This is a genomic window from Pseudoxanthobacter soli DSM 19599 (genome assembly GCF_900148505.1).
Lineage (GTDB): Bacteria > Pseudomonadota > Alphaproteobacteria > Rhizobiales > Segnochrobactraceae > Pseudoxanthobacter > Pseudoxanthobacter soli.
The window spans coordinates 42,986-62,793 of record NZ_FRXO01000011.1 but is presented as its reverse complement, the minus strand read 5'-3'; the positions used below and the strand labels follow the sequence as shown (position 1 = coordinate 62,793).

Sequence of the window (19,808 nt, the reverse complement as noted above, 5' to 3'; positions counted from 1 at the left end):
CCCATGTTGACGATTACCTGCGAAACGCCCCGCACCCTGACCGCGAGCGACACGGCGAAGCCGGCCCGCGGCGAAGGCGAGGTTCTGGTGCGCATCAAGCGCATCGGCGTGTGCGGAACGGACCTGCACATCTTCACCGGCAACCAGCCCTATCTGTCCTATCCGCGCGTGATGGGCCACGAGCTGTCGGGCGTGGTCGAGGAGGCGCCGGAAGGATCGGTGCTCGAAGCCGGCGATCCGGTCTACGTCATCCCCTACCTGTCGTGCGGCCAGTGCCGGGCCTGCCGGATCGGCAAGACCAACTGCTGCCGGAACCTGCAGGTGCTGGGCGTGCACCGCGACGGCGGCATGACCGAATATCTGAGCCTGCCGCAGCAGTTCGTGTGCAAGGCCGAGGGCATCACCCTCGACCAGGCGGCGATGATCGAGTTCCTCGCGATCGGCGCCCATGCGGTGCGGCGCGGCGCGGTCCATGCCGACCAGCACGTGCTGGTGGTCGGCGCCGGCCCGATCGGCATGGCGGTGGCGATCTTCGCCGGCCTGCGCGGCGCGGCCGTCACCGTGCTCGACACCCGGGCCGACCGCCTCGCCTTCTGCGCCGCCCATCTCAACGTCGCGCACACCGTGCAGATCGGCGAGACGGACATCGACGACCTGTCCCGCGTCACCGGCGGCGACTTCTTCGACGTGGTGTTCGACGCGACCGGCAATCCCAAGGCGATGGAACGCGGCTTCCGCTTCGTCGGCCACGGCGGCGCCTATGTGCTCGTCTCCATCGTCTCCAGCGACATCACCTTCTCCGATCCGGAATTCCACAAGCGCGAGACCACGCTGCTCGGCAGCCGCAACGCGACGGTGGAGGATTTCGAGACCGTGATGGCGGCGATGCGGGCGGGTCGCATCCCCTCCGACGCGCTCAACACCCACCGCATGACGCTCGCCGAGGTGCCGGCGCTTTTCTCCGGGCTGCTCGATCCCGCCGCAGGGGTCGTCAAGGCGATCATCGAGGTCTGATGTCCACGCTCTCCACTCCCATTCTCCAGTTCGGCACCAGCCGCTTCCTGCAGGCCCACGCCGACCTGTTCGTTTCCGAGGCGATGGAGGCGGGCGAGGCCCTCGGCCCCGTCGCCGTGGTGCAGACGACCGCGAGCCCGGAAAGCGCCGCACGCATCGCCGCGATGGCGGACGGAGCGGGCTATCCCGTCCGCATCCGAGGCCTGAAGGCGGGAAGCCGCATCGACGAGGAGCGGCGCGGCCGCGCCGTGCGCCGCGCCTTGCAGGCCGACCGTGACTGGGCGGAGGTGCGCCGCATCGCCGTCGAAGAGGCGGCCGTGATCCTCTCCAACACGGGCGACCGCGGGTTCGACCTCGACGAGCGCGACGATGCCGCGCTGATCGCCGACCCCACGCGGGTGCCGCGCAGCTTCCCGGCGAAGCTGGCCGTGCTGCTGTTCGCACGCTGGCAGAAGCGCCCGGACGCGCCGATCTCGCTGTTCCCCTGCGAGCTCGTCTCCCGCAACGGCGACCGGCTGCGCGATCTCGTGGCGGGGCTCGCCGGTGCATGGGGCCTTTCGGAGGGGTTCGTCGCCTACCTGCACGAACGCTGCCGGTGGGCGAACAGCCTCGTCGACCGCATCGTGTCCGAACCGATCCAGCCGGTCGGCGCGGTCGCCGAGCCCTACGCGCTGTGGGCCATCGAGGCGCAGGACGGGCTCGTGCTGCCCTGCCGCCACGAGGCCATCGTCGTGACCGACGACCTGCCGCGCTATGAGCGGCTGAAGCTGCACCTGCTGAATCTCGGCCACACCTATCTGGCCGAGCGCTGGCTGGAAGGCGGCCGCGCCGCCGACGAGACCGTGCTGCAGATCATGAACGATCCCGCGATCCGCGCCGACCTCGAGGCGGTGTGGGCGGAAGAGGTGCTGCCGGTGTTCGCGGCCGAAGGTCTGGGCGAGGAAGCCGCGGCCTATGCCGGCGAAGTGCGCGACCGCTTCCTCAATCCGTTCCTGGCGCACCGCATCGCCGACATCGCGCAGAACCATGCGGAGAAGAAGCGCCGCCGCCTCGCGCCGGTGATCGCGCTCGCCGAGCAGCACGGGCTCGACATTCCCCAGACCCGGCTGCGCGCCGCCTGCGCTGGGCTCTGACGCCGCGCGGTCTTCCGGGACGCGACGGTTCACCGCCGCGCCCCCCGCGCCCGCCGACCGGATGAAATCGCCCGGCGGCGTGAAATCGCGTCGGTATCCGGAGCCTCGGCATCTCGTGATCACTCAGACCGCTTCGATCTGGACGCATTATGCTCTAGGCATAGTCCGGCATGAATCACGGTTCGACTGATCGCCATGGAAAAGATGCTTCCATGACCGTCGAACCGGGCGGGAAGACGGGATAGGACGAGCGATGTCGCAGGCCGAGCCAACCCACGGCGCTCCGGGTGCCCGCATGACCGGGGGCCGGGGCTTGAGCCGTCGGCGGATGGTTCTGGCCGGTGCCCTCGCTGCGGTTGCCCTATGGCTGCTGTGGGCGGTGCTGTCGTTCGGGCTTTCGGCGCGGTTCGCCGCGGAAGGCGAGCCGGAACGGGCGCTGTTCTGGCAGGGCGACAATTCCGACGCGCTGGTGCAGTTGGCGCGGCGCGACGCGGAACAGGGGCAGCTCGACGCCGCCCGCCGTTCGGCTCTCGCCGCCTTGCGGGCCGATCCGCTGGAGTACCGGGCGCTCGACGTTCTTTCCGACATCGCCCGCCGGAGCGGCGATCCCGGTCAGGCCGACACGCTGATGCGGCTTGCCGCGGCGCGGATGTTCCACGACAGCGGCCTGCAGGCCCGGCTCGTCGCCAGCATGCTGGAACAGGGCGACATCGAGGGCGCGATCTATCGCACCGACGCGCTGGCGCGCACCTATCCCGAGCTTCAGCCGGACCTGTTCAGGCTGCTCGCGGCCTTGGCCGCGTCCCCGCAGATCCGGCCGCTCGTCGAAGCCCGCCTCGCCCTCGATCCGCCGTGGCGGTCGGCATTCCTCGCGAGCCTCGTGCAGCAGCAGCCCGATACGAGCACGCTCACCGCCCTGATCACCGGGCTGCAGGCGAGCAACGCGCCGCCGACCGAAGCGGAGAAACTGAACTACATCGCCCAGCTCGTGAAGGCAGCCCAGTACAAGGCGGCGCATGATTTCTGGCTTGGCACGCTCGACGGCGCAACAAGGGCGCTTGTCGAACGCTCGCTGCTGGTCAACGGTGATTTCAAGCAGAAGAACGACGGGTCGCCGTTCTTCTGGCAGATCGGAAAGCTGCCGAACGTCGATATCCGCATCCTGCGCAAGAATTTCCGGGACGAGGACAATGCGCTGCGGATCGAGTTCATGGGCGGCCGCGTCACTTTCCAGCACCTCTTCCAGACGCTGGTGCTGCCGCCCGGCTCCTATGAGCTGCAGGGACAGGTCAGCATGACCCGGCTCAAGGTCGAGCGTGGCCTCGTCTGGCGGCTCTATTGCCTCGAGCCGGACGCGCGGCGGATGCTCGGCCAGACGAGCGGCTTCTCCGGTTCGAGTCCGTGGACCGGCTTCAAGTTCGCGTTCGTGGTGCCGGACGACAAGTGCGCCGCGCAGCGGCTCGACCTTGTGATCAATGCCAAGACGAACCTGGACCGGGAGATCTCGGGCCGCATCGAGTTCTCCAACATGCGGATCGACCGCGTCGAGCCGGCGGACGACGAGGTCCCGCAGGAGGCCGCTCCACAGGACGCCGCTCCGCAGGATGCTGGCTCGAAGGACGCCGGCCCGCAGGAGGCTGCCCCGCAGCCGTGAGGACTGCCAGTCGTCGCGCTCACGCGAATGCGTGTCAATTTCGCAACAACCTGTCCGCTTTCGCGTCCGGCCGCGCCACGCACCGGCGCGCGCGGTTCGGCGCGCCCCGGGGCCTATCCCGCTCAAAGGAATGCGCTTTCGACGATGGCCGCGACGCGGGTCCGCCTAGAGCGGAGAGGTAGACTGGAATCTATATAAACTACTGTTCTTGCAAAAGAATCGGCTGTTGCGCACACAGGATGCGTGCGCTTGGCCTGCCGGGCTTCTCCATGCGGCGGCGCGCACCAGATCGCAACCGAAAGCGCACGGCCGACGCAGGCGACCCCGCCGGCGACGCCGCCGCTTCGGCCGGCAGCTTTCGAGGTGTCCGAGCGGGAAGGCCCTGGTGATGGCGTTTCGACCGAGAATGCAGACGCGGCTGGAAGGCGTCACCGTCGTCGACGACCTGCGCTATCGCGACTGGCACGGCGTCGTTGCCGACGTCTGGAACGTGTCCCTCGCCCGGGGTGCCCGGGGCGAATATGTCTCGCCCGATCCGCGCATGTTCATCGTGCTCGACAAGTCGGGCGCCGGCGATATCCGGCTCGGCACCACGCCCGAGACGACGCGGGAACTGGGCGGCGCCGGCGGGCAGGCCATCAGCTACATTCCCGCCGATGTCCGGATCTGGTCGCGCGTGGAGGACGATTGCCGTCTGCGTCACCTCGACCTGCATTTCGACATGGCCGCCATCGGCGAGCGGTTCGACGAGGCCATCGACCGCGCGGTGGTGGAAACCCCGCGGATCGCCTTCTCCGACGAGCGGGTGCTCAGCATCGCGCGCCTGATCGCCGCCGAGTGCCTGCATCCCGGCGAGCTGCACGGCCTCTACGGCGACAGCCTGACCACGGCGCTGTTCGTCGCCGCCTTCCAGATCGGCCGCAAGAAGGAGCGCAAGCACGTCCAGCTTCCGCCGTGGCAGCTGCGGCGGGCGACCGACTACATCCTGTCCCACTGCATGCGCACGATCCGCCTGCAGGAACTCGCGGACCTGACCGGCCTGTCCCAGTCCCATTTCTGCCGCGCATTCAAGGCCTCGACCGGCGTGCCGCCGCACCAGTGGCAGATGCAGGCGCGCCTTTCGAAGGTCAAGGACCTGCTGGCGCGGCGCGATCTGTCGCTGACGGACGTGGCGGTCGCGAGCGGCTTTTCGGATCAGGCCCACTTCACGCGGGTGTTCCGGCGCATGGTCGGGACCACGCCGGCGATGTGGCGGCGCAATCGCGGCGCGGGGAACCGCGCCCCCGACCGGCACGACGAATACGCTCAATAACGTTCAACGCGCCGCAGGATGTTTCAATCGCACACCCGCCGCTTCCTGTACACACGCCCACCAGACAGGAATCGGCACAGTTCATCTTATAATAATTATAGAATTGATGAACTCGTCGCAGCAGATGCGGTGGGTAGGCGAACGATGATCTCCAGGCGTCATATGCGCTTCTTGCTTCTGGGCAGCTCGGCGCTGCTTTCCGGGCTCTGGCCGATGGAAGCTTCGTCCCAGCAGGCTGACCCCAAAGCCACAATCGGAGCCACGCGTGGCGCGGCGGAGGATGGCCTTCAGCTCGAGGCGATCGACGTGCAGGGCCCCGGCGCGCTCAATGCCGGCACCGGGCCGGTCAACGGCTACGTGGCGAAGGACACCACCACCGGCTCCAGGACCGCCACGCCGATCATCCAGATCCCGCAATCGGTCTCGGTGATCGGCCGCGAGGAGATGACCGACCGCGACGTGCAGAAGGTGGACGAGGCGCTGCGCTACACGCCGGGCGTCTTCACCCAGCCGTTCGGCTACGATTCCGATACCGACTGGCTCTATATCCGCGGCTTCGACGCGACCCAGACCGGCATGTTCCTCGACAACATGCAGCTCTATTCCTATGCGTTCGGCGGGTTCACGATCGATCCGTTCCTGCTGGAGCGCGTGGAGGTGCTGCGGGGCGCGTCCTCTGCGCTCTATGGCAGCAGCAATCCGGGCGGCATCGTCAACATGGTGAGCCGGCGGCCGACGGGCGAGCGCATCCGCTATGTCGAGGGCGCGATCAGCGCCGATCCGAACGGCCAGGGCGCGTTCGACATCGGCGACCGCATCGACCCGGACGGCAAGTGGAGCTACCGCATCCTCGGCAAGATCAAGGGCGGCGACACCCAGGTCGACTATGCCGAGCAGTTCCGCGGCCTGATCGCGCCGATGGTCTCGTTCCGGCCGGACGACGTCACCGACCTCACGCTCTACGCCAACTACCAGTACGACGACCTGAAGCATACCAACGGCTTCTTCCCCTATGTCGGTTCCGTCGTGCCGGCGCCGTTCGGCCGCATCAGCCGCGACTTCTTCTACAGCGAGCCTGATTCCGACACGCTGAAGGCCCATCAGACCATGGCGGGCTACGAGTTCGAGACCGAGGTGTTCGACGGCGTCAAGCTGTCCTCGAACACCCGCTACGCCCACCTCAACAAGTCCGAATACGGGCCCTATCTCTACGGCTATTACGATCCCGCGACCGGGTTCGGCGGGCTGATGGAGCCGGTTTCGCCGGACTATCTGCTGAACCGCCTGAACTTCTCGGAGAGTTCGGTGGTGAACACCGTCACCTCCGACAACAACGCCACCGTGGAGTTCGCCACCGGGCCGGTGGCGCACACCCTGCTCGCGGGCATCGACTACAAGTTCTACCAGATCGACCAGAGCCAGGCGGTCGGCTCGGCGCCGCCCATCAGCCCGATCAATCCGGTCTATACCAACAGTCTGCCGGACCTCTGGGCGCCCTATGTCGACGAGACCATCGACATGAACCAGATCGGCGGCTACCTGCAGGACCAGATGCGGTTCGGCGGCGGCTGGATCACCACGCTGAACGGCCGCTACGACTATGTGTGGATCAACCGCGACGACCACACCGCTGCCGACATCGATTATTCCGGCCGGCGCGGCGCCTTCAGCGGGCGCGCGGGCCTCGGCTACGAATTCTCGAACGGCCTCGTGCCCTATGTCTCCGCGGCGAGCTTCTTCAACCCGCAGATCGGCACCGATGCCAGCGGCCAGGCGCTGCCGCCGCAGACCGGCGAGCAATACGAAATCGGCCTGAAGTGGTCGCCGAGCTTCGTCGACGCGCTGTTCACCGTCGCGCTGTTCGACCTGACCCGCCGCAACATGGTGCAGTCGGTCGCCCCGCTCTACATCCCGCAGACCATCGGCGAGACCCGGTCGCGCGGCGTGGAGTTCGAGGCGAACGCCAACATCACCAAGGATCTGAAGCTCGTCGGCGCCTTCACCGCCTACGACCTGCAGATCCGCAACGACGCGGACGCCGCGCTGATCGGCAACCAGCCCTATCTGGTGCCGGAGGTAATGGCCTCGCTCTGGCTCGACTACACCATCGGCGACGGCGACCTGAAGGGCCTCGGCTTCGGCGCGGGCGTCCGCTATGTCGGCGCCTCCTATGCGGACAACGAGAACACCCTGAGCGTTCCGGCCGCGACAGTGTTCGACGCCGCCGTGCGCTACGACCGCGACAACTGGGGCGTCGCGCTCAACGTCAACAACGTGTTCGACGAGGATTACGTCGCCGGCTGCCAGACCGCGCTGTCCTGCGGTTACGGCCAGGGACGCTCGGCGATCCTGAAGGCCCACTTCACCTGGTGAGAGAGATGCGGCGCCCGCCTCGTCCGGCGGGCGTCTTCGTTCGGAGAGCAGGCGATTTCCGCCACACGAGCTGAGATCATCCGGCCGGAAGCGCCGGCCGGAAAGCGGGAGGCGGCTGCACCGTCGCGGCGGGCGGTGCTGGGCGCGGCCGTGTCGATGTTCGCCCTTCGCGCCGGCCGGGCGCGTGCCGGAGGCAGCGAGCCGCGCGTGGCGGCGATCGACTGGGCGATGCTGGAGACCGCGCTCGCGCTCGGCGCCGTGCCGGTCGCCGCAACCGAACTGCGGCAGTACCGCGCCATCGCCGTGGAGCCCGCCGTGCCGCCCGGCGTCGCCGATCTCGGGCTCAGGGGCCTGCCGAATTACGAGCAGCTTCGCGCCGTCGCGCCCGACCTGATCCTGATTTCGGGCTTCTACGAGACCATGCGCGCGCAGCTCGAGCGCATCGCGCCGGTGTTCTCGGCCACGATCTACGTTCCCGGCGAACCGCCCTATGCGCGGGCCGAGGCGGCGGCGCTGGCGCTCGGCGAACGCCTCGAACGACTGCCGCAGGCCCGCGAGCTGGTGGCCATGGCCGCCGCCGAGATCGAGAGGCTGCGCGGCCGTCTGCGGGCGGAGGCCGCGCGCCCTGTGTTCGTCGCCAGCATCGGCGACGCTCGGCACTTCCGCGCCTTCGGTGCCGACAGCATGTTCGGCGACGTGCTCTCGCGCCTCGGCTTCACCAACGCCTGGCAGGGCGAGACGCGCTATTCCGCGGCGGCGCCGGTCGGTATCGAGGCGCTGGCGAAGGTGCCCGACGCGACGCTCGTGGTGGTCGAGCCGGTTCCGCCGGATGCGCGCCGCACCCTTGCCGCCAGCGCACTCTGGCGCGCGCTGCCGATGGTCAGGCAAGGCCGGGTCTCCGTTCTTCCGCCGGTCGACCATTTCGGCGGACTGCCCGCCGCCCAGCGCTTCGCCCGCCTGTTCGCCGCCTGCCTTTCGGGCGAATGCCGGGGCGATCCGATCGGCGGCTCCGATGGCTGAGCGACTGCCTCTCCCGGAGATGCGGCCGGCGGCCCATCGCGCGTTCCTGCTCTGGGGCATGGCGGCGGCTGTCGCGGCCGCGCTTTCGGCGGTGCAGGTCGCCGCTCACTGGACAGGGTTGGCTGGTACTGGACCGGACGCGGCCGGGCTGGAGAGGATCATCCTGTTCTACAGCGTGCTGCCGCGGGTGGCGGTCGCACTCGTCTGCGGCGCGGCGCTCGGGCTTTCGGGGATGCTGCTGCAGCGCGTGCTGCACAATCCGCTGGCCGAACCCTCCACCCTCGGCATCGCCGCCGGCGCGCAGCTCGCACTGGCCGCCGCCGCGCTCTATGCACCGATGCTGATGGAGGTCGCGCGGGAAGGCGTGGCGCTCGCCGGCGGCATTGCCGCCGTCGCGCTCGTGTTGGGGCTCACCTGGAAGACGGGTCTCGAACCGGTCTCCGTCGCGCTCGCCGGCATGTTGACGGCGCTCACCGCCACATCCGCCGCCACCGCGCTGATCCTCGCCAACGGCGAGTACATGTATTCGCTGTTCATCTGGGGCGGGGGATCGCTCACCCAGCAGAGCTGGACCCCGACGCTGACGCTCGGCCTGCGGCTGGCGCTGGCGGCACTCGCCTCCGCCCTGCTGCTGCGGCCGCTCACGGTGCTCGGCCTCGATGACGCCGGCGCGCGGGGTCTTGGCGTCTCGACCGCGGCGATCCGGCTGGCGACGGTCGCGGTCGCGGTCTGGCTCGCAAGTTCGGTCGTCTCGGAGGTGGGCGTCATCGGCTTCGTCGGCCTTGCCGCGCCGGCACTGGCGCGGCTGAGCGGGGCGCGAACGCCGAAGGCGATGCTGATCGCGGCGCCGCTCGCCGGCGCGGTGCTGCTGTGGCTCGCCGACGGCATGGTGCAGCTTCTTTCGGGCGGGGGCGAACGGGTGCCGACCGGCGCCGCGACGGCGCTGCTGGGCGGGCCGCTGCTGCTGTGGCTGCTGCCGCGGCTCGGCCTGTTCCGCCCCTCTTCCCTCGGCGCGCAGCCCGGCGCGGTGCCGCGCGCCGCGCGCCCGGCGGCGATGATCGGCGCCGTCGCGGCGCTCACCCTCCTTGCCGCCATCGTCGCCCTCGTCGTCGGCCGGGGGCCGGACGGCTGGACGCTCGCCACCGGCCCGCTTCTCGCCGATCTGGCGGAATGGCGGCTGCCGCGCACCATCGTGGCCGCGGCGGCGGGCGCCCTACTCGCAGCCTCCGGCACCGTGCTCCAGCGCGTCACCGCCAACCCGCTCGCCGGGCCGGAGATTCTGGGCGTGGGCAGCGGCGCCGGTGTCGGGATCGCCGCCGCGCTGCTGGTGCTGCCCGCCCCCGGCCTCGCCGTACAGGCGCTTGCCGCCGCGGCGGGCGCAATCCTCGTCCTCGCCGCGCTGCTCGCCATCGCCCGGCGCGCCGATCTCGGGCCGGAGCGACTGCTTCTCGCCGGCATCGCCGTCGGGGCGCTGTGCAGCGCAATCATCACCGCCGTGATCGCCACGGGCTCCCCCGCCGCGTTCGCGCTGCTGGGCTGGATCGGCGGTTCGACCAATGCCGCGGACTGGAGCGAGGCGGCGGCGGCCGGCCTCGCCTCCGCGGTGCTGATCCTGTCGCTGCTGCCGGCGCTGCGCTGGCTCGACATCCTGCCGCTCGGCAGCGTCGCCGGGGCCCTCGGCGTGCCCGAGCGCATGAGCCGCTTCATCCTCATCGTGCTCGCGGGCCTCTCCGCAGCGTTCGCCGCGCTGTTCGTGGGCCCGCTGAGCTTCGCGGGGCTGATCGCCCCGCACCTGGCGCGCCTGGCCGGATTGACCCGCACGCTGCCGATGCTGGCCGGCGCGGTCGCGATCGGCGCGGGCCTGATGGTCGCCTCCGACTGGCTGGCGCGGATGGCGGCCTATCCCTACCAGCTCCCCCTCGGCCTGTTCGCCTCGCTCCTCGCCGGGCCCTATCTGGTCTGGCTGCTCGGGCGCGGCGGCAGGGCGACCTGAAAGGAAACTCCCATGGGTGCCGAACGCGCTTCCACCTTCAAGGCCGTCGCCAAAGTCGCGCTGGCGGAGCCCGAGGCCGTGCTGACGAAACTCTGCGATCACCTCGCCGAGCACGGCACCGTCTCACGCTCGCGCGGAGCCGCTCGGATCGAGACGGTGTTCGGAACGGCGCGGCTGGAAGCTGCGGAACGCACCCTGCTGCTGGAGGCCGAGGGCGACGAGGAAACCAACTTCGCCTATGTGAAGCTCTCGCTTGCCGAGCATATCCTCGCATTCGCTGCCCCGGACAAGCCCGCCATCGTCTGGGCCGGTGACGGCGCCGCCGGTGCGCCATTGCCCTATTTCCGCGAGATGCGCGTCGTCGGCGCGCGCAACGTCACCCCGCACATGCGCCGGGTGACGCTCGCCGGCGAGAACCTCGCGCGGTTCGCCAGCGGCGGGCTTCATGTCCGCCTGTTGTTCCCGCAACCGGGCGCGGCGCCGCAATGGCCGGTGACCGGCGCGGACGGCCGGCCGAGCTGGCCCGACGAGAGCCGGCGGCCCATCGCCCGCGTCTACACCATCCGGCACATCGACGTGGCGAAAGGCGAGATCGACATCGATTTCGTGCTGCACGAGGGCGCGGAGACGCCGGGCGCCAGCTTCGCGCGCCATGCCGAGCCGGGTGACGTGGTGGGCATGACCGGCCCGGGCGGCGGCACCTTCGGCGAAGCGGACTGGTCCATGCTTGCCGGCGACGAGACCGCGCTGCCGGCGATCGGCCGCATCCTCGAACGGCTGCCCGCGACCGCGCGCGCCACCGTCTTCATCGAGGTCGCCGACGCCCGGGAGGAACAGCCGCTTCCGACCGCGGCCAGCGCCACGATCCGCTGGCTTCACCGCGACGGGGCGGACGCGGGCGGCACGACGCTGCTCGCCGAGGCCGTTCGCGGCGTGGATTGGCCGGATGCCGGCACGGTCTTCGCCTGGGCCGGGTGCGAACACGGGGCCGCGAGGGCCATCCGCACATATCTGCGCGGGGAACGGGGCCTCGCCCGCGAACAGCATCTCGTCGTCGCCTACTGGCGGCTCGGCGCGAGCGGCGACAACGCGCGGGGGCAGGATTGAGCCCCGCGACGTCCGCTGTCACCGACGCGGCCGCGATGGCGGCACCGGCGCCGCTGTTCGAACTCGATGCCGCGAGTTTCTCCGCCGCCGGCCGGGTTCTGGTGGAGCCGTTGACGCTCGCCCTGCCGCCGCGCCGGGTGGTGGGCCTCATCGGGCATAACGGCTCCGGCAAGTCGACGCTCGTCCGGCTGCTCGCGCGCCAGCAGCCGGCGTCTTCCGGCACGATCCGCTTCGGCGGCCGGCCGCTGGCAGACTGGGGAAGCCGGGCGTTCGCCCGCCGCGTCGCCTACCTGCCGCAATATACCCCGCCCGCGACGGGCATGCTGGTGGAGGAACTGGTGGCGCTCGGCCGCTATCCCTGGCACGGCGCCCTCGGCCGGTTCTCGCCGGACGATCGGGCGAAAGTCGCCGAGGCGCTTGAGCTGACCGACACGGCGCGGTTCGCCGGCCGGCTGGTCGACACGCTTTCGGGCGGAGAGCGCCAGCGCGTCTGGCTGGCGATGCTCATCGCGCAGGACACCGAATGCCTGCTGCTGGACGAGCCGATCTCCGCGCTCGACATCGCCCATCAGATGGAGGTGCTGTCACTGGTGCACCGGCTTTCGGCGGAGCGCGGCCTCGGCGTCGTGGTCGTGCTGCACGACATCAACATGGCCGCGCGCTTCTGCGACGAGATCGTCGCGCTGCATACCGGCCGGCTGATCGCGCGCGGCACGCCGGCCGAGATCGTGACGCCGGAGACGCTGTTCGCGATCTACGGTGTGCGCATGAGCACCCTGCCCCACCCCGAGGCAGAGGCGCCGCTCGCCTTCGCGGTGTAGGGCGCCCGCCGGGGCAGGCGCCCGTTCATCCTATCTATGTGGTAGGTGCGTGAACCGCCGGCTCAGAAGATCGCCCCGAGCTGCTTCCACAGCGGTACGCGGTGCTGGAGGCCCCAGTTGACGCTTTCCACGATCATGGCGCGGACCGCTTCCGGCTCGCTGACGACGGCGCCGTCCTTCATCAGCGGCACCTTGCCGACGGAAAGCTTGCGATAGAGCAGTTCGACGAGTTCCTCGTCGCTGGTGGCGCGCCCGCCGGTGATGCCGAAATAGACGAGGGCATCCATGGTCGGCAGCGACATGCCGCCGCCGGACAGCGGCAGCGCGATCGCGGTGTGGGCCGCGCGCTGCTCGAACACCTCAGCGGTCGCGCGGACATTGTAGCGCAGCACCTGTTCCGTCAGGCCGCGGTTGGAGAGGCCCCACGGCAGCAGGATCGCCTGCGACGTGCCGGCGAGGATGCCGGCGAGTTCCACCATCGACGGCGCGCCGGCGAGATTGCGCAGCGGCGGCAGGTCGGCGAGCTCGCGCAGGGTGTGCGGACGGGCGGCGAGCGCCTCGAACACCGGGTGATAGTGGTCTTTCGGCAACTCCGCCGTCCCGACCGGCACGTCGAGCACGAGCTTGGCGGCCTCCGCGGTGATCGTCGCCGCGAGGCCGACATTCTCGAGCCACGCGTCGCGCTCGCTGTCGGTCAGCTTGCGCGGGCCGCGGACGAAGACGTCGCGCCGGAAGCGGCGGTTGGTGAGATAGTCCTTCACGGTCTCGCGGAACGAGCCGGCGGGCACGCTGTTCAGGATCTCGCGCTGGTCCGGCCGCAGCATCAGGTCGGGGAACGTCTCCAGCAGCGTCGCGGACCCGATGAAGCCGAGCTTGGCCTCGGCAAGCATCGACGCGGTTTCGCTGTGATAGAGCGGACGCCAGTTCTGATTGAGATATTCATGGGCGAGATAGACCGCCCGGTCCGGCGCGACCTTGTCGCCGCCGCGGATCTGCTTCAGGAGCGCCTCGTCGTTCGCGGCATAGGAGCCGGCGGCGCGAAGCCGGTCGATGAAGTCGAGGCCGTCGACCACGCGCTTGTCGCTGGTCTCGTGGCTGAAGCGGGCGAAATCCATCAGGAGGTGCTGGATCGGCAGCGTCGTCGCCCAGCCCGGCATGGCATTATAGGTGACGGCCACGAGGCCGCCCGGCTTCACCGCCTTTTTCAGGAAGGTGGTGACGTCCTTGCGGTCGTCCTCGCCGATCCACGACCAGACGCCATGGAGCGACACGATGTCGAACTCGGGCAGGCCGGTGCGATGGATCAGGTCGGCGAAGCCTTCCTCGAAAAACTGGATGTTGGTGAGGCCCGCCGCCTCGGCGGCCTGACGCGCCCGCGCGATGTGGGCGGGATTGAAATCGACCGCGATCACCGTCGCGTTCGGGTTGGCGGCGGCGATGATGTTGGCGGTGTTGCCCTGGCCGCAGCCGAGTTCGCAATAGGTGAACCGGTCGCCGGAGAACGGCGGCTCGAACCCGTTGAGCAGGCAGCTCAGCAGGAGATGGCCGGGGGTCTGCTCGACATAGAAGCCGGGCAGATATTCGATGTCGCTGACATAGCCGTTCGACCAGGAATCCATGGGAACTCTCGCTTTGATCTCGGGATCGGCCTTCCGCGAAGACGACGGCAGGCCATGACGGGGATGGCAACGCGACGGCGGCGGGCGGCCGCGCCGGTCATTCGGGCGGGGACAACGGGAAGATCGCTTCGTCGCGGGCGACCGGGCTCGGGCCGCTCAGGCTCCAGGCGGTCTGGCCGAGGCGGGCGGCGCCGGGATCGTCGCCATCGCCGCGGGCGAGACGGGCCGCGGGAACGGCGTCGGCGCGCATCACGAGCTGGACGTCGAATTCGTACTCGGCGCCGCAATAGAAGCGCACGAGATCGGCGATGAAGCGGCTCTGCTGTCCGCCGGGCAGCAGCGCCTCCATCTCCTCGCGGCCGATGGGGCCGATGACGATCCGCGCGGAATGCTGCGCGCTCCACACCCGGTCGCCGACCACGGCGTTTGTGCCGAGCCCGCAATATTGGCCGCCCGACGCGCGGCCGCCGCCGAGCCGGGTCTGCTCTTCCGCCGCGACCGGCACCCAGCGTCCGACGAACTGAAGGACCGAGACCGGGTGCCGCAATTCGCTGCGCAGCAGCGCCTCAAGCCCGTCCGCGGAGCGGGGACCGGACGCGAACAGCCCGGCATAGTGCAGGACGGTGTCGTCCGGCACCGACATGCGGTTGCGCAGGGACGCGCCCTCGATGCCGGCGAGGCTGCGCAGCACGCTGCCGAACCCGTCCTCGCCCGTGCGCTCCCGCCGCTCGAAATCGATCGCCAGGCGGTATTTGCTGGAGGCGCCGTAGAACAGCTCGACCGCGCGGTGCTGGAAGATGTCGAGGAAGGCCTTCAGCGCCTCGTTGTTGTGGCCGAGCCGCGCGGTGGCGAGCGTGGTGTAGCTGTAGGGCAGCGTGCCGAGCGCGCCGATCATGCCGATGCCGGCCACCGTCATCCGCACGGAGCCGTCCGGCTCCTTCTCGGCGCTGGAGATGACCGCGGTCGGATAGCGCAGCCGGGCATCGTTGACGAAGCGAAGCCGGAATGTGCCGCCATAGCCGGCGGGCGTGCGGGCGGCCGCCATCGAGACATGGTCGCCCAATCCGCCCGCGGCTTCGAGCACCCGCATCGCCTGGACGAAGTCGAAGCTCTGCGGCGCATCGAGGAGCTGGTCGATCACAGAATGTGACGATCGCCGGCGCGAGCGGGCCATTTGTGCAGAATCCCGGGTTGGCCCTTCACCGACGCCGTGAGGCGCGTGAAGGAATTGATGGAGGCATAGAGCCCGAAGAAGTGCTCGAGCACGAGGGCGAACAGATAGAGGCCCGAACCGGTGAAATTGGAGGGGTCGAGCTCGACGGAGATGTCGACGCCGCCGCACATCGCGTCGCCCCACGTCACGTCGCCCGGCCGCAGCGGCGCCCGGGCGATGCCTCGGCGGGTCTTCAGGAGCGTGATGCCGTCGATGATGCGCTGGGTTTCGAGGGAATCGCGGAAATCGTAGAGCCGCAGGATGTCCTTCAGCGCGTCGAGCGCGCCGGCCTCGGTCAGCGACAGGTGGTTGAGGGTGAGGTGCGAGATCAGGTTCCAGCGGCGGCCGTCGCCACCGATATTGCGCAGGGTCGGCGTCGGCGGCGAGATGCAGTGCACCTCCGAGACCGCGCCCACCCGGTCGCGCAGCGCAAGCTGGGGCTGGCCGCCGCCATAGGGCAGCGAGGCCGGCACGTCGCCGTTCGAGCACAGCGTTTCGATGGAGGCGGTCCATTCCCCGCCGCCGATCTCCTGCTCGAGCCCGGTGAAGGACAGGAAGATCTCGGTTGCGTCGGTGCGGCCGTCGCTGCGGCGACGCGTCGCCGTCCAGTAGGACGGCCGCGCCTGGCGTTCGGGATGCCGGTTGCGGGCGAAGAACGGCAGCACCTCGCGGCGCCGGCCCTGGTCGTCCGTCGCCACGACCGAATTGACCGCATAGACCTCCAGCGCTTCCTGGCGGCGGGCATCGGCGATGACGCGATGCTCGAAGCGGTTCTGGCCGATGATGACGGGCTCCGCCCGCTGCCGGAACAGGTTGACCACCGGCGTGCAGCCGAGGGCGAACATGTCCTTGCCGACGGCGCGTTCGAGCGCGACGTCGGTGCGGTCGAAATAGAACACGATGTGAAGCTGCGTGCTCGCGCCGCGCACCATCTTTTCGAGCAGATCGATCTCGAAATAGAGGAACTTCTCCGGGAAGACGAAGAAGTCCGTGAGGATGCGATAGGCGTTGCGCGCCTGCGGCGGATAGGGCAGCAGCGCCTCGTCGGCCTCGAAGCCGACCGGCTTGACCGCGCTCGGCGGCACGATCACCGGCGCCGGGTCGTTCGGGCTGTCGGCGAGGGCGATCGAGACCGTGTTGTTCAGGATCAGCTGATGCAGCACGTGGATCTGCGAGGACTGGCCCCGCAGGAAGAAGCGCAATTGCTGCGGCTGGAGATCGGCGAAGGTCGCATCCGGCGTCGTGCAGCGCAGCGACAGCCGCAGGGTGGCGACCGCGCCCTCCGCCGCCGGATTGACCGGGGCGATGACCGTGCGGCCGCCCATCGTCGCCTCGGCCAGCGCGATCGGCCACAGCGTCACCGGGTAGCGGGTGCGGAAGCGGCAGCTTTCGCCGTCGAGATTCGCGGTGTCGAGTTCGCTGTCGGCCGGAATGACCTGCGGGCCGGCCATCTCGGAAGAGCCGATGAACTGCACGGTCGCCATCGACGGAATCGGCGCGAGATAATGCGGGTAGAGCACGCCGAGCAGGCTATCGACGAGTTCCGGAAACTCGTCGTCGAGCTTGCGGGCCACGCGCGCGTTGAGGAACGCGACGCCTTCCATGAGCCGCGCCACATGGGGATCGTCGATGGCATCGTTGCTGATGCGCAGATGGCCGGCGATCTTCGGATTGGCCTCCGCAAACGCACTCGCAAGCTCGCGCAGGTAGCCGAGTTCGCGGTTGTAGTATGGAAGCAGTTCGTCACTCACCGATTGGCACTCTTGAGCGAAACCCGGTTGCTCAGGGGGTCGATCACCGTGTCGAAGATGACCGGCTCGGGCGAAAGCGAAATCACGATCTCCGCTTCGATCCGGATCCGCAATGTGCGGTCGGATGAATCGGTGTTCGGCACGGCGAAGATGTCCATCTTCGCCAGCCGCGGTTCCCAGGTGCGGATGATGTCGCCGATCTCCCTGACCATGTCCGAGCGGTGCCGCTCGGTGGAGAGATTGACGGCGGACAGATCCGGGATGCCGAAATTCAGCAGAGACCGGTCGAGCTCGCGCAGGTGCTCCGACCACCCCGCGACGCGGGGATGGGTGTTGAGCAGATCCTCCAGATCCCGCAGCATACCCTCGCGGATGCGCGAGACGACCGAGCCTTCCTCGTCGAGCAGGCGGTCGAGCAGCGACAGGGAGACGACCGGCTTCGCTTCGGGCATCAGTCCGCCTTGAACGTCAACGTGCGCAGGTCGAGCACCGAGACGCTCTCCTCGCCGACGAGGAAGCAGCGCAGCCCCTGGCCGCGCACGAAGCTGGGCGCCTCCTCGATCCAGTCCGTCTCGCGCCCGGTCAGCGCGGCCTCGGACGGGGCCTCGCCGGTGACGGGATAGATGCCGGGAATGACGACCTCGCCCTCCGGCCCGCCGCGCACCGAAAGCATCACGGTGCGCCACGCGGTGTCGAGCGGACGCGACGGCGGCAGGAATTCGGCCTGCTCGATCTGCTCCATCGGCACCCAGTAATATTTGCCCGTCGTCGTCATCACCTCGAGCACGCCGCCGATCAGGTCGTCGAGATCGCGGAAATCGTCGAACGGAACGTCGCCCGCCATGCCGGAAACCTGCGGACGCAGATCCTCGGCCCGGGCGACGCTTTCGGCCGCGGCCGCGACGTCGCCGTTGCGAAGGTGCATGAGCGCTTCGAGCCGCGCCGCCGCGTGCGCCGGCGGCTCGGCGAGAAATTCCGGCGCGCGGCCGTCCTTCCAGACCTGCCGGCGCATCATGTCGGCGCGCACGAGCTGCCGCAGCGTCATCACCTGAACGGAGGTCTTGGGGTCCTGGGCGGCGATGGCCTCGAACTGCCGCTCCGCCCGCTCCAGCTCGCCTGCCACGCAGAGATATTCGGCGAGCAGGCTGCGGCTGGCAATGTCGCCCGGCGCCGCCTTGACGGCCTCGCCCGCGGCAGCGACGGCGGCGCGCAACTGGCCGCCGGTGAACAGGTCGAGCGATGACGCGATCGTCATGAAATCTCTCCGAAAGAGGCGGCCTCAGGCGGCCGATTGGGGTGCGGCAAGCGCGGAATCGGTCACGAGCTTGAAGGTCGTGAAGATCTGGTCGAGCTGGAAGTGGGGCTGAAGCTGGAGCACGCAGGCGAAGGCGCCCGGCCTGCCGGGAATGTCGCGCACCTCCACTCGGCCCTCACGCAGGGGGAAGCGGGCCTTCATCTCCATCGAGGCGTCGTCGTTGCCGAGGCAATAGCCGTGCAGCCACGTCTGGAGCGCACTCTCGCACGCCTCCGCTGTGGTGAAGCTGCCGACGCGATCGCGGATCTGCACCTTGATGTAATGGGCGAAGCGCGACACGCAGAGAATGTAGCGCAACATCGCCGACAAGCGCGCGTTCACCTCGGCGCCCGGCCTGTCGTAGCGCGGCACGGACTGGATCGACGCGCCCGTTCTGAACACGAGATAGGACGTGTCCTTGCAGACGTTGACGTTCATCAGCCCCAGCAGCGACAGATCCTGCTCCGTGTGCGCGGGGATCGCGAGTTCGCAGCCGAACCGGCGCACCACCCCCGGCGCATCGCTTTCGACCGAGGGCCCGGGCACACCGATGACGAGGCCGTTGTCCACCTCGTCGCGGCGCGAACCGCAGATATCGGCAAACCAGCCGTGGAGGTCGTAGGAGCGGATCAGCACCTCTCCGAAAGCATAGACGGCATTGCCCCAGCAGAGTTCGGAGGCGTCGAGCCCATCGACGTCCTCACGGTAGCGGAACGGCATGTTGCGCAGGTCGGCGTCCGAATAGGGCTCGCGCATCAGCACACGCGGCAGCACCACGCCCAGAAAGCGGGCGTCTTCGAGATTTCGCACCCGATCGTATCGCCGATATTCCTCGCCCGTGAACAGTTGCCGCACGCTGCGCACGCGGTCGAGCTCGGAGAACGCCTCGAGGCCGAGCAGTTCCGGCGAGGCGCCGAGCACGGTCGGCGCGAAGGCCGCCGCCGCCACGCCCGCAAGTCCGGTCAGCACGGCGACGTCGTCGACCGTGTGGGTCGGCGTCAGCCGGTGACGGATCTCGTAATCGCACAGGAGGACGCCGAACGGCCGCCCGCCGGGCATGCCGTATTCTTCCGTATAGACCTTGTGGAACAGCGCGCTGCGGTCGAAATCGGTCGCGTGCGAGAAATCGCGCGCGATCTCCGCCCACGAAGCGTTGATCGCCCGCACCACCACCCCGCTCGCCGAGGCCGCGCAGGAACACAGATAGCGCAGACCGCGCCACGACGCTTCCAGCGCCAGGAAGCGGCGATGGTGGATGACGGCGTTCAATTGATCGGTGATGAGCGCATCGAGCCGGGCGATATCCCGGTCGATGGCGAGCGCGAGCGCCGGATCGCCCCAGGAGGCGGCGGCATCGTCGCCGAACCACTCGCGCAGCGCGGCGCGCGGATCGCTTTCGGCGAGGAAGCGGTCGAGGCGGTCGCCGGGAACACGCCCCAACGCCATATCGACCGCAACCCGCCGCAGAGGCGGGGAAACAGTTCCCCCGCCCATCGCCGCCTTC

The 19,808-nt window shown here is 69.4% G+C and carries 15 protein-coding genes; 9 read left to right on the top strand and 6 right to left on the bottom strand.

Annotated features, from left to right (window positions below; translation table 11 throughout):
* Positions 1-3: 3 nt before the first annotated feature.
* From BUF17_RS19215 to BUF17_RS19175, 9 genes are all read left to right on the top strand, one after another.
* A complete protein-coding gene (locus BUF17_RS19215; protein ID WP_073631771.1) occupies positions 4-1,014 on the top strand; it encodes a zinc-binding alcohol dehydrogenase family protein in 1,011 nt (336 codons plus the stop codon).
* Complete coding sequence (locus BUF17_RS19210; RefSeq protein ID WP_073631768.1) at positions 1,014-2,147, top strand: mannitol dehydrogenase family protein; 1,134 nt, start codon at positions 1,014-1,016, stop codon at positions 2,145-2,147. Before BUF17_RS19215 ends, BUF17_RS19210 begins: the two co-directional genes overlap by 1 nt.
* Before the next feature lie 328 nt (positions 2,148-2,475).
* On the top strand, positions 2,476-3,801 hold the full coding sequence (locus BUF17_RS19205) for a tetratricopeptide repeat protein (RefSeq protein ID WP_073631766.1): 1,326 nt from the start codon (positions 2,476-2,478) through the stop codon (positions 3,799-3,801).
* Between the two features lie 388 nt (positions 3,802-4,189).
* Positions 4,190-5,113 carry a helix-turn-helix domain-containing protein gene (locus tag BUF17_RS19200; protein WP_073631765.1) on the top strand — a complete coding sequence of 308 codons (924 nt, stop codon included), beginning with the start codon at positions 4,190-4,192 and terminating at the stop codon, positions 5,111-5,113.
* Between the two features lie 162 nt (positions 5,114-5,275).
* Positions 5,276-7,486 (top strand): TonB-dependent siderophore receptor, encoded by a 2,211-nt coding sequence (locus BUF17_RS19195; RefSeq protein WP_073631763.1) that lies wholly within the window; start codon positions 5,276-5,278, stop codon positions 7,484-7,486.
* Positions 7,487-7,642: 156 nt separating this feature from the next.
* Entirely contained in the window at positions 7,643-8,506 is an 864-nt protein-coding gene (locus BUF17_RS19190) for an ABC transporter substrate-binding protein (protein WP_084564966.1), read from the top strand.
* Positions 8,499-10,499 (top strand): Fe(3+)-hydroxamate ABC transporter permease FhuB, encoded by a 2,001-nt coding sequence (gene fhuB, locus BUF17_RS19185; RefSeq protein WP_073631760.1) that lies wholly within the window; start codon positions 8,499-8,501, stop codon positions 10,497-10,499. The genes BUF17_RS19190 and fhuB overlap by 8 nt, the downstream gene beginning before the upstream one ends.
* Before the next feature lie 12 nt (positions 10,500-10,511).
* On the top strand, positions 10,512-11,606 hold the full coding sequence (locus tag BUF17_RS19180; RefSeq protein ID WP_073631758.1) for a siderophore-interacting protein: 1,095 nt from the start codon (positions 10,512-10,514) through the stop codon (positions 11,604-11,606).
* 35 nt (positions 11,607-11,641) lie between these two features.
* Positions 11,642-12,427, top strand: coding sequence for an ATP-binding cassette domain-containing protein (locus tag BUF17_RS19175; protein ID WP_073631756.1), 786 nt, complete (start codon positions 11,642-11,644; stop codon positions 12,425-12,427).
* Positions 12,428-12,489: 62 nt separating this feature from the next.
* Here BUF17_RS19175 and BUF17_RS19170 read toward each other — a convergent pair whose 3' ends face one another.
* The 6 genes from BUF17_RS19170 to tssC all read right to left on the bottom strand — a co-directional run bounded on the left by BUF17_RS19170 (position 12,490) and on the right by tssC (position 19,744).
* On the bottom strand, positions 12,490-14,046 hold the full coding sequence (locus tag BUF17_RS19170) for a class I SAM-dependent methyltransferase (RefSeq protein WP_073631754.1): 1,557 nt from the start codon (positions 14,044-14,046) through the stop codon (positions 12,490-12,492).
* 97 nt (positions 14,047-14,143) lie between these two features.
* Positions 14,144-15,187: a type VI secretion system baseplate subunit TssG gene (gene tssG, locus BUF17_RS19165; RefSeq protein WP_175563751.1), complete on the bottom strand. Its 1,044-nt coding sequence runs from the start codon at positions 15,185-15,187 to the stop codon at positions 14,144-14,146.
* Positions 15,184-17,010: a type VI secretion system baseplate subunit TssF gene (gene tssF / locus BUF17_RS19160; protein WP_073631750.1), complete on the bottom strand. Its 1,827-nt coding sequence runs from the start codon at positions 17,008-17,010 to the stop codon at positions 15,184-15,186. Before tssF ends, tssG begins: the two co-directional genes overlap by 4 nt.
* A complete protein-coding gene (gene tssE / locus BUF17_RS19155) occupies positions 17,007-17,462 on the bottom strand; it encodes a type VI secretion system baseplate subunit TssE (protein WP_073631748.1) in 456 nt (151 codons plus the stop codon). Before tssE ends, tssF begins: the two co-directional genes overlap by 4 nt.
* Positions 17,462-18,265 (bottom strand): type VI secretion system accessory protein TagJ, encoded by an 804-nt coding sequence (locus tag BUF17_RS19150; RefSeq protein ID WP_073631746.1) that lies wholly within the window; start codon positions 18,263-18,265, stop codon positions 17,462-17,464. Before BUF17_RS19150 ends, tssE begins: the two co-directional genes overlap by 1 nt.
* 24 nt (positions 18,266-18,289) lie before the next feature.
* Positions 18,290-19,744 carry a type VI secretion system contractile sheath large subunit gene (gene tssC / locus BUF17_RS19145; protein ID WP_210215477.1) on the bottom strand — a complete coding sequence of 485 codons (1,455 nt, stop codon included), beginning with the start codon at positions 19,742-19,744 and terminating at the stop codon, positions 18,290-18,292.
* Positions 19,745-19,808: the final 64 nt, after the last annotated feature.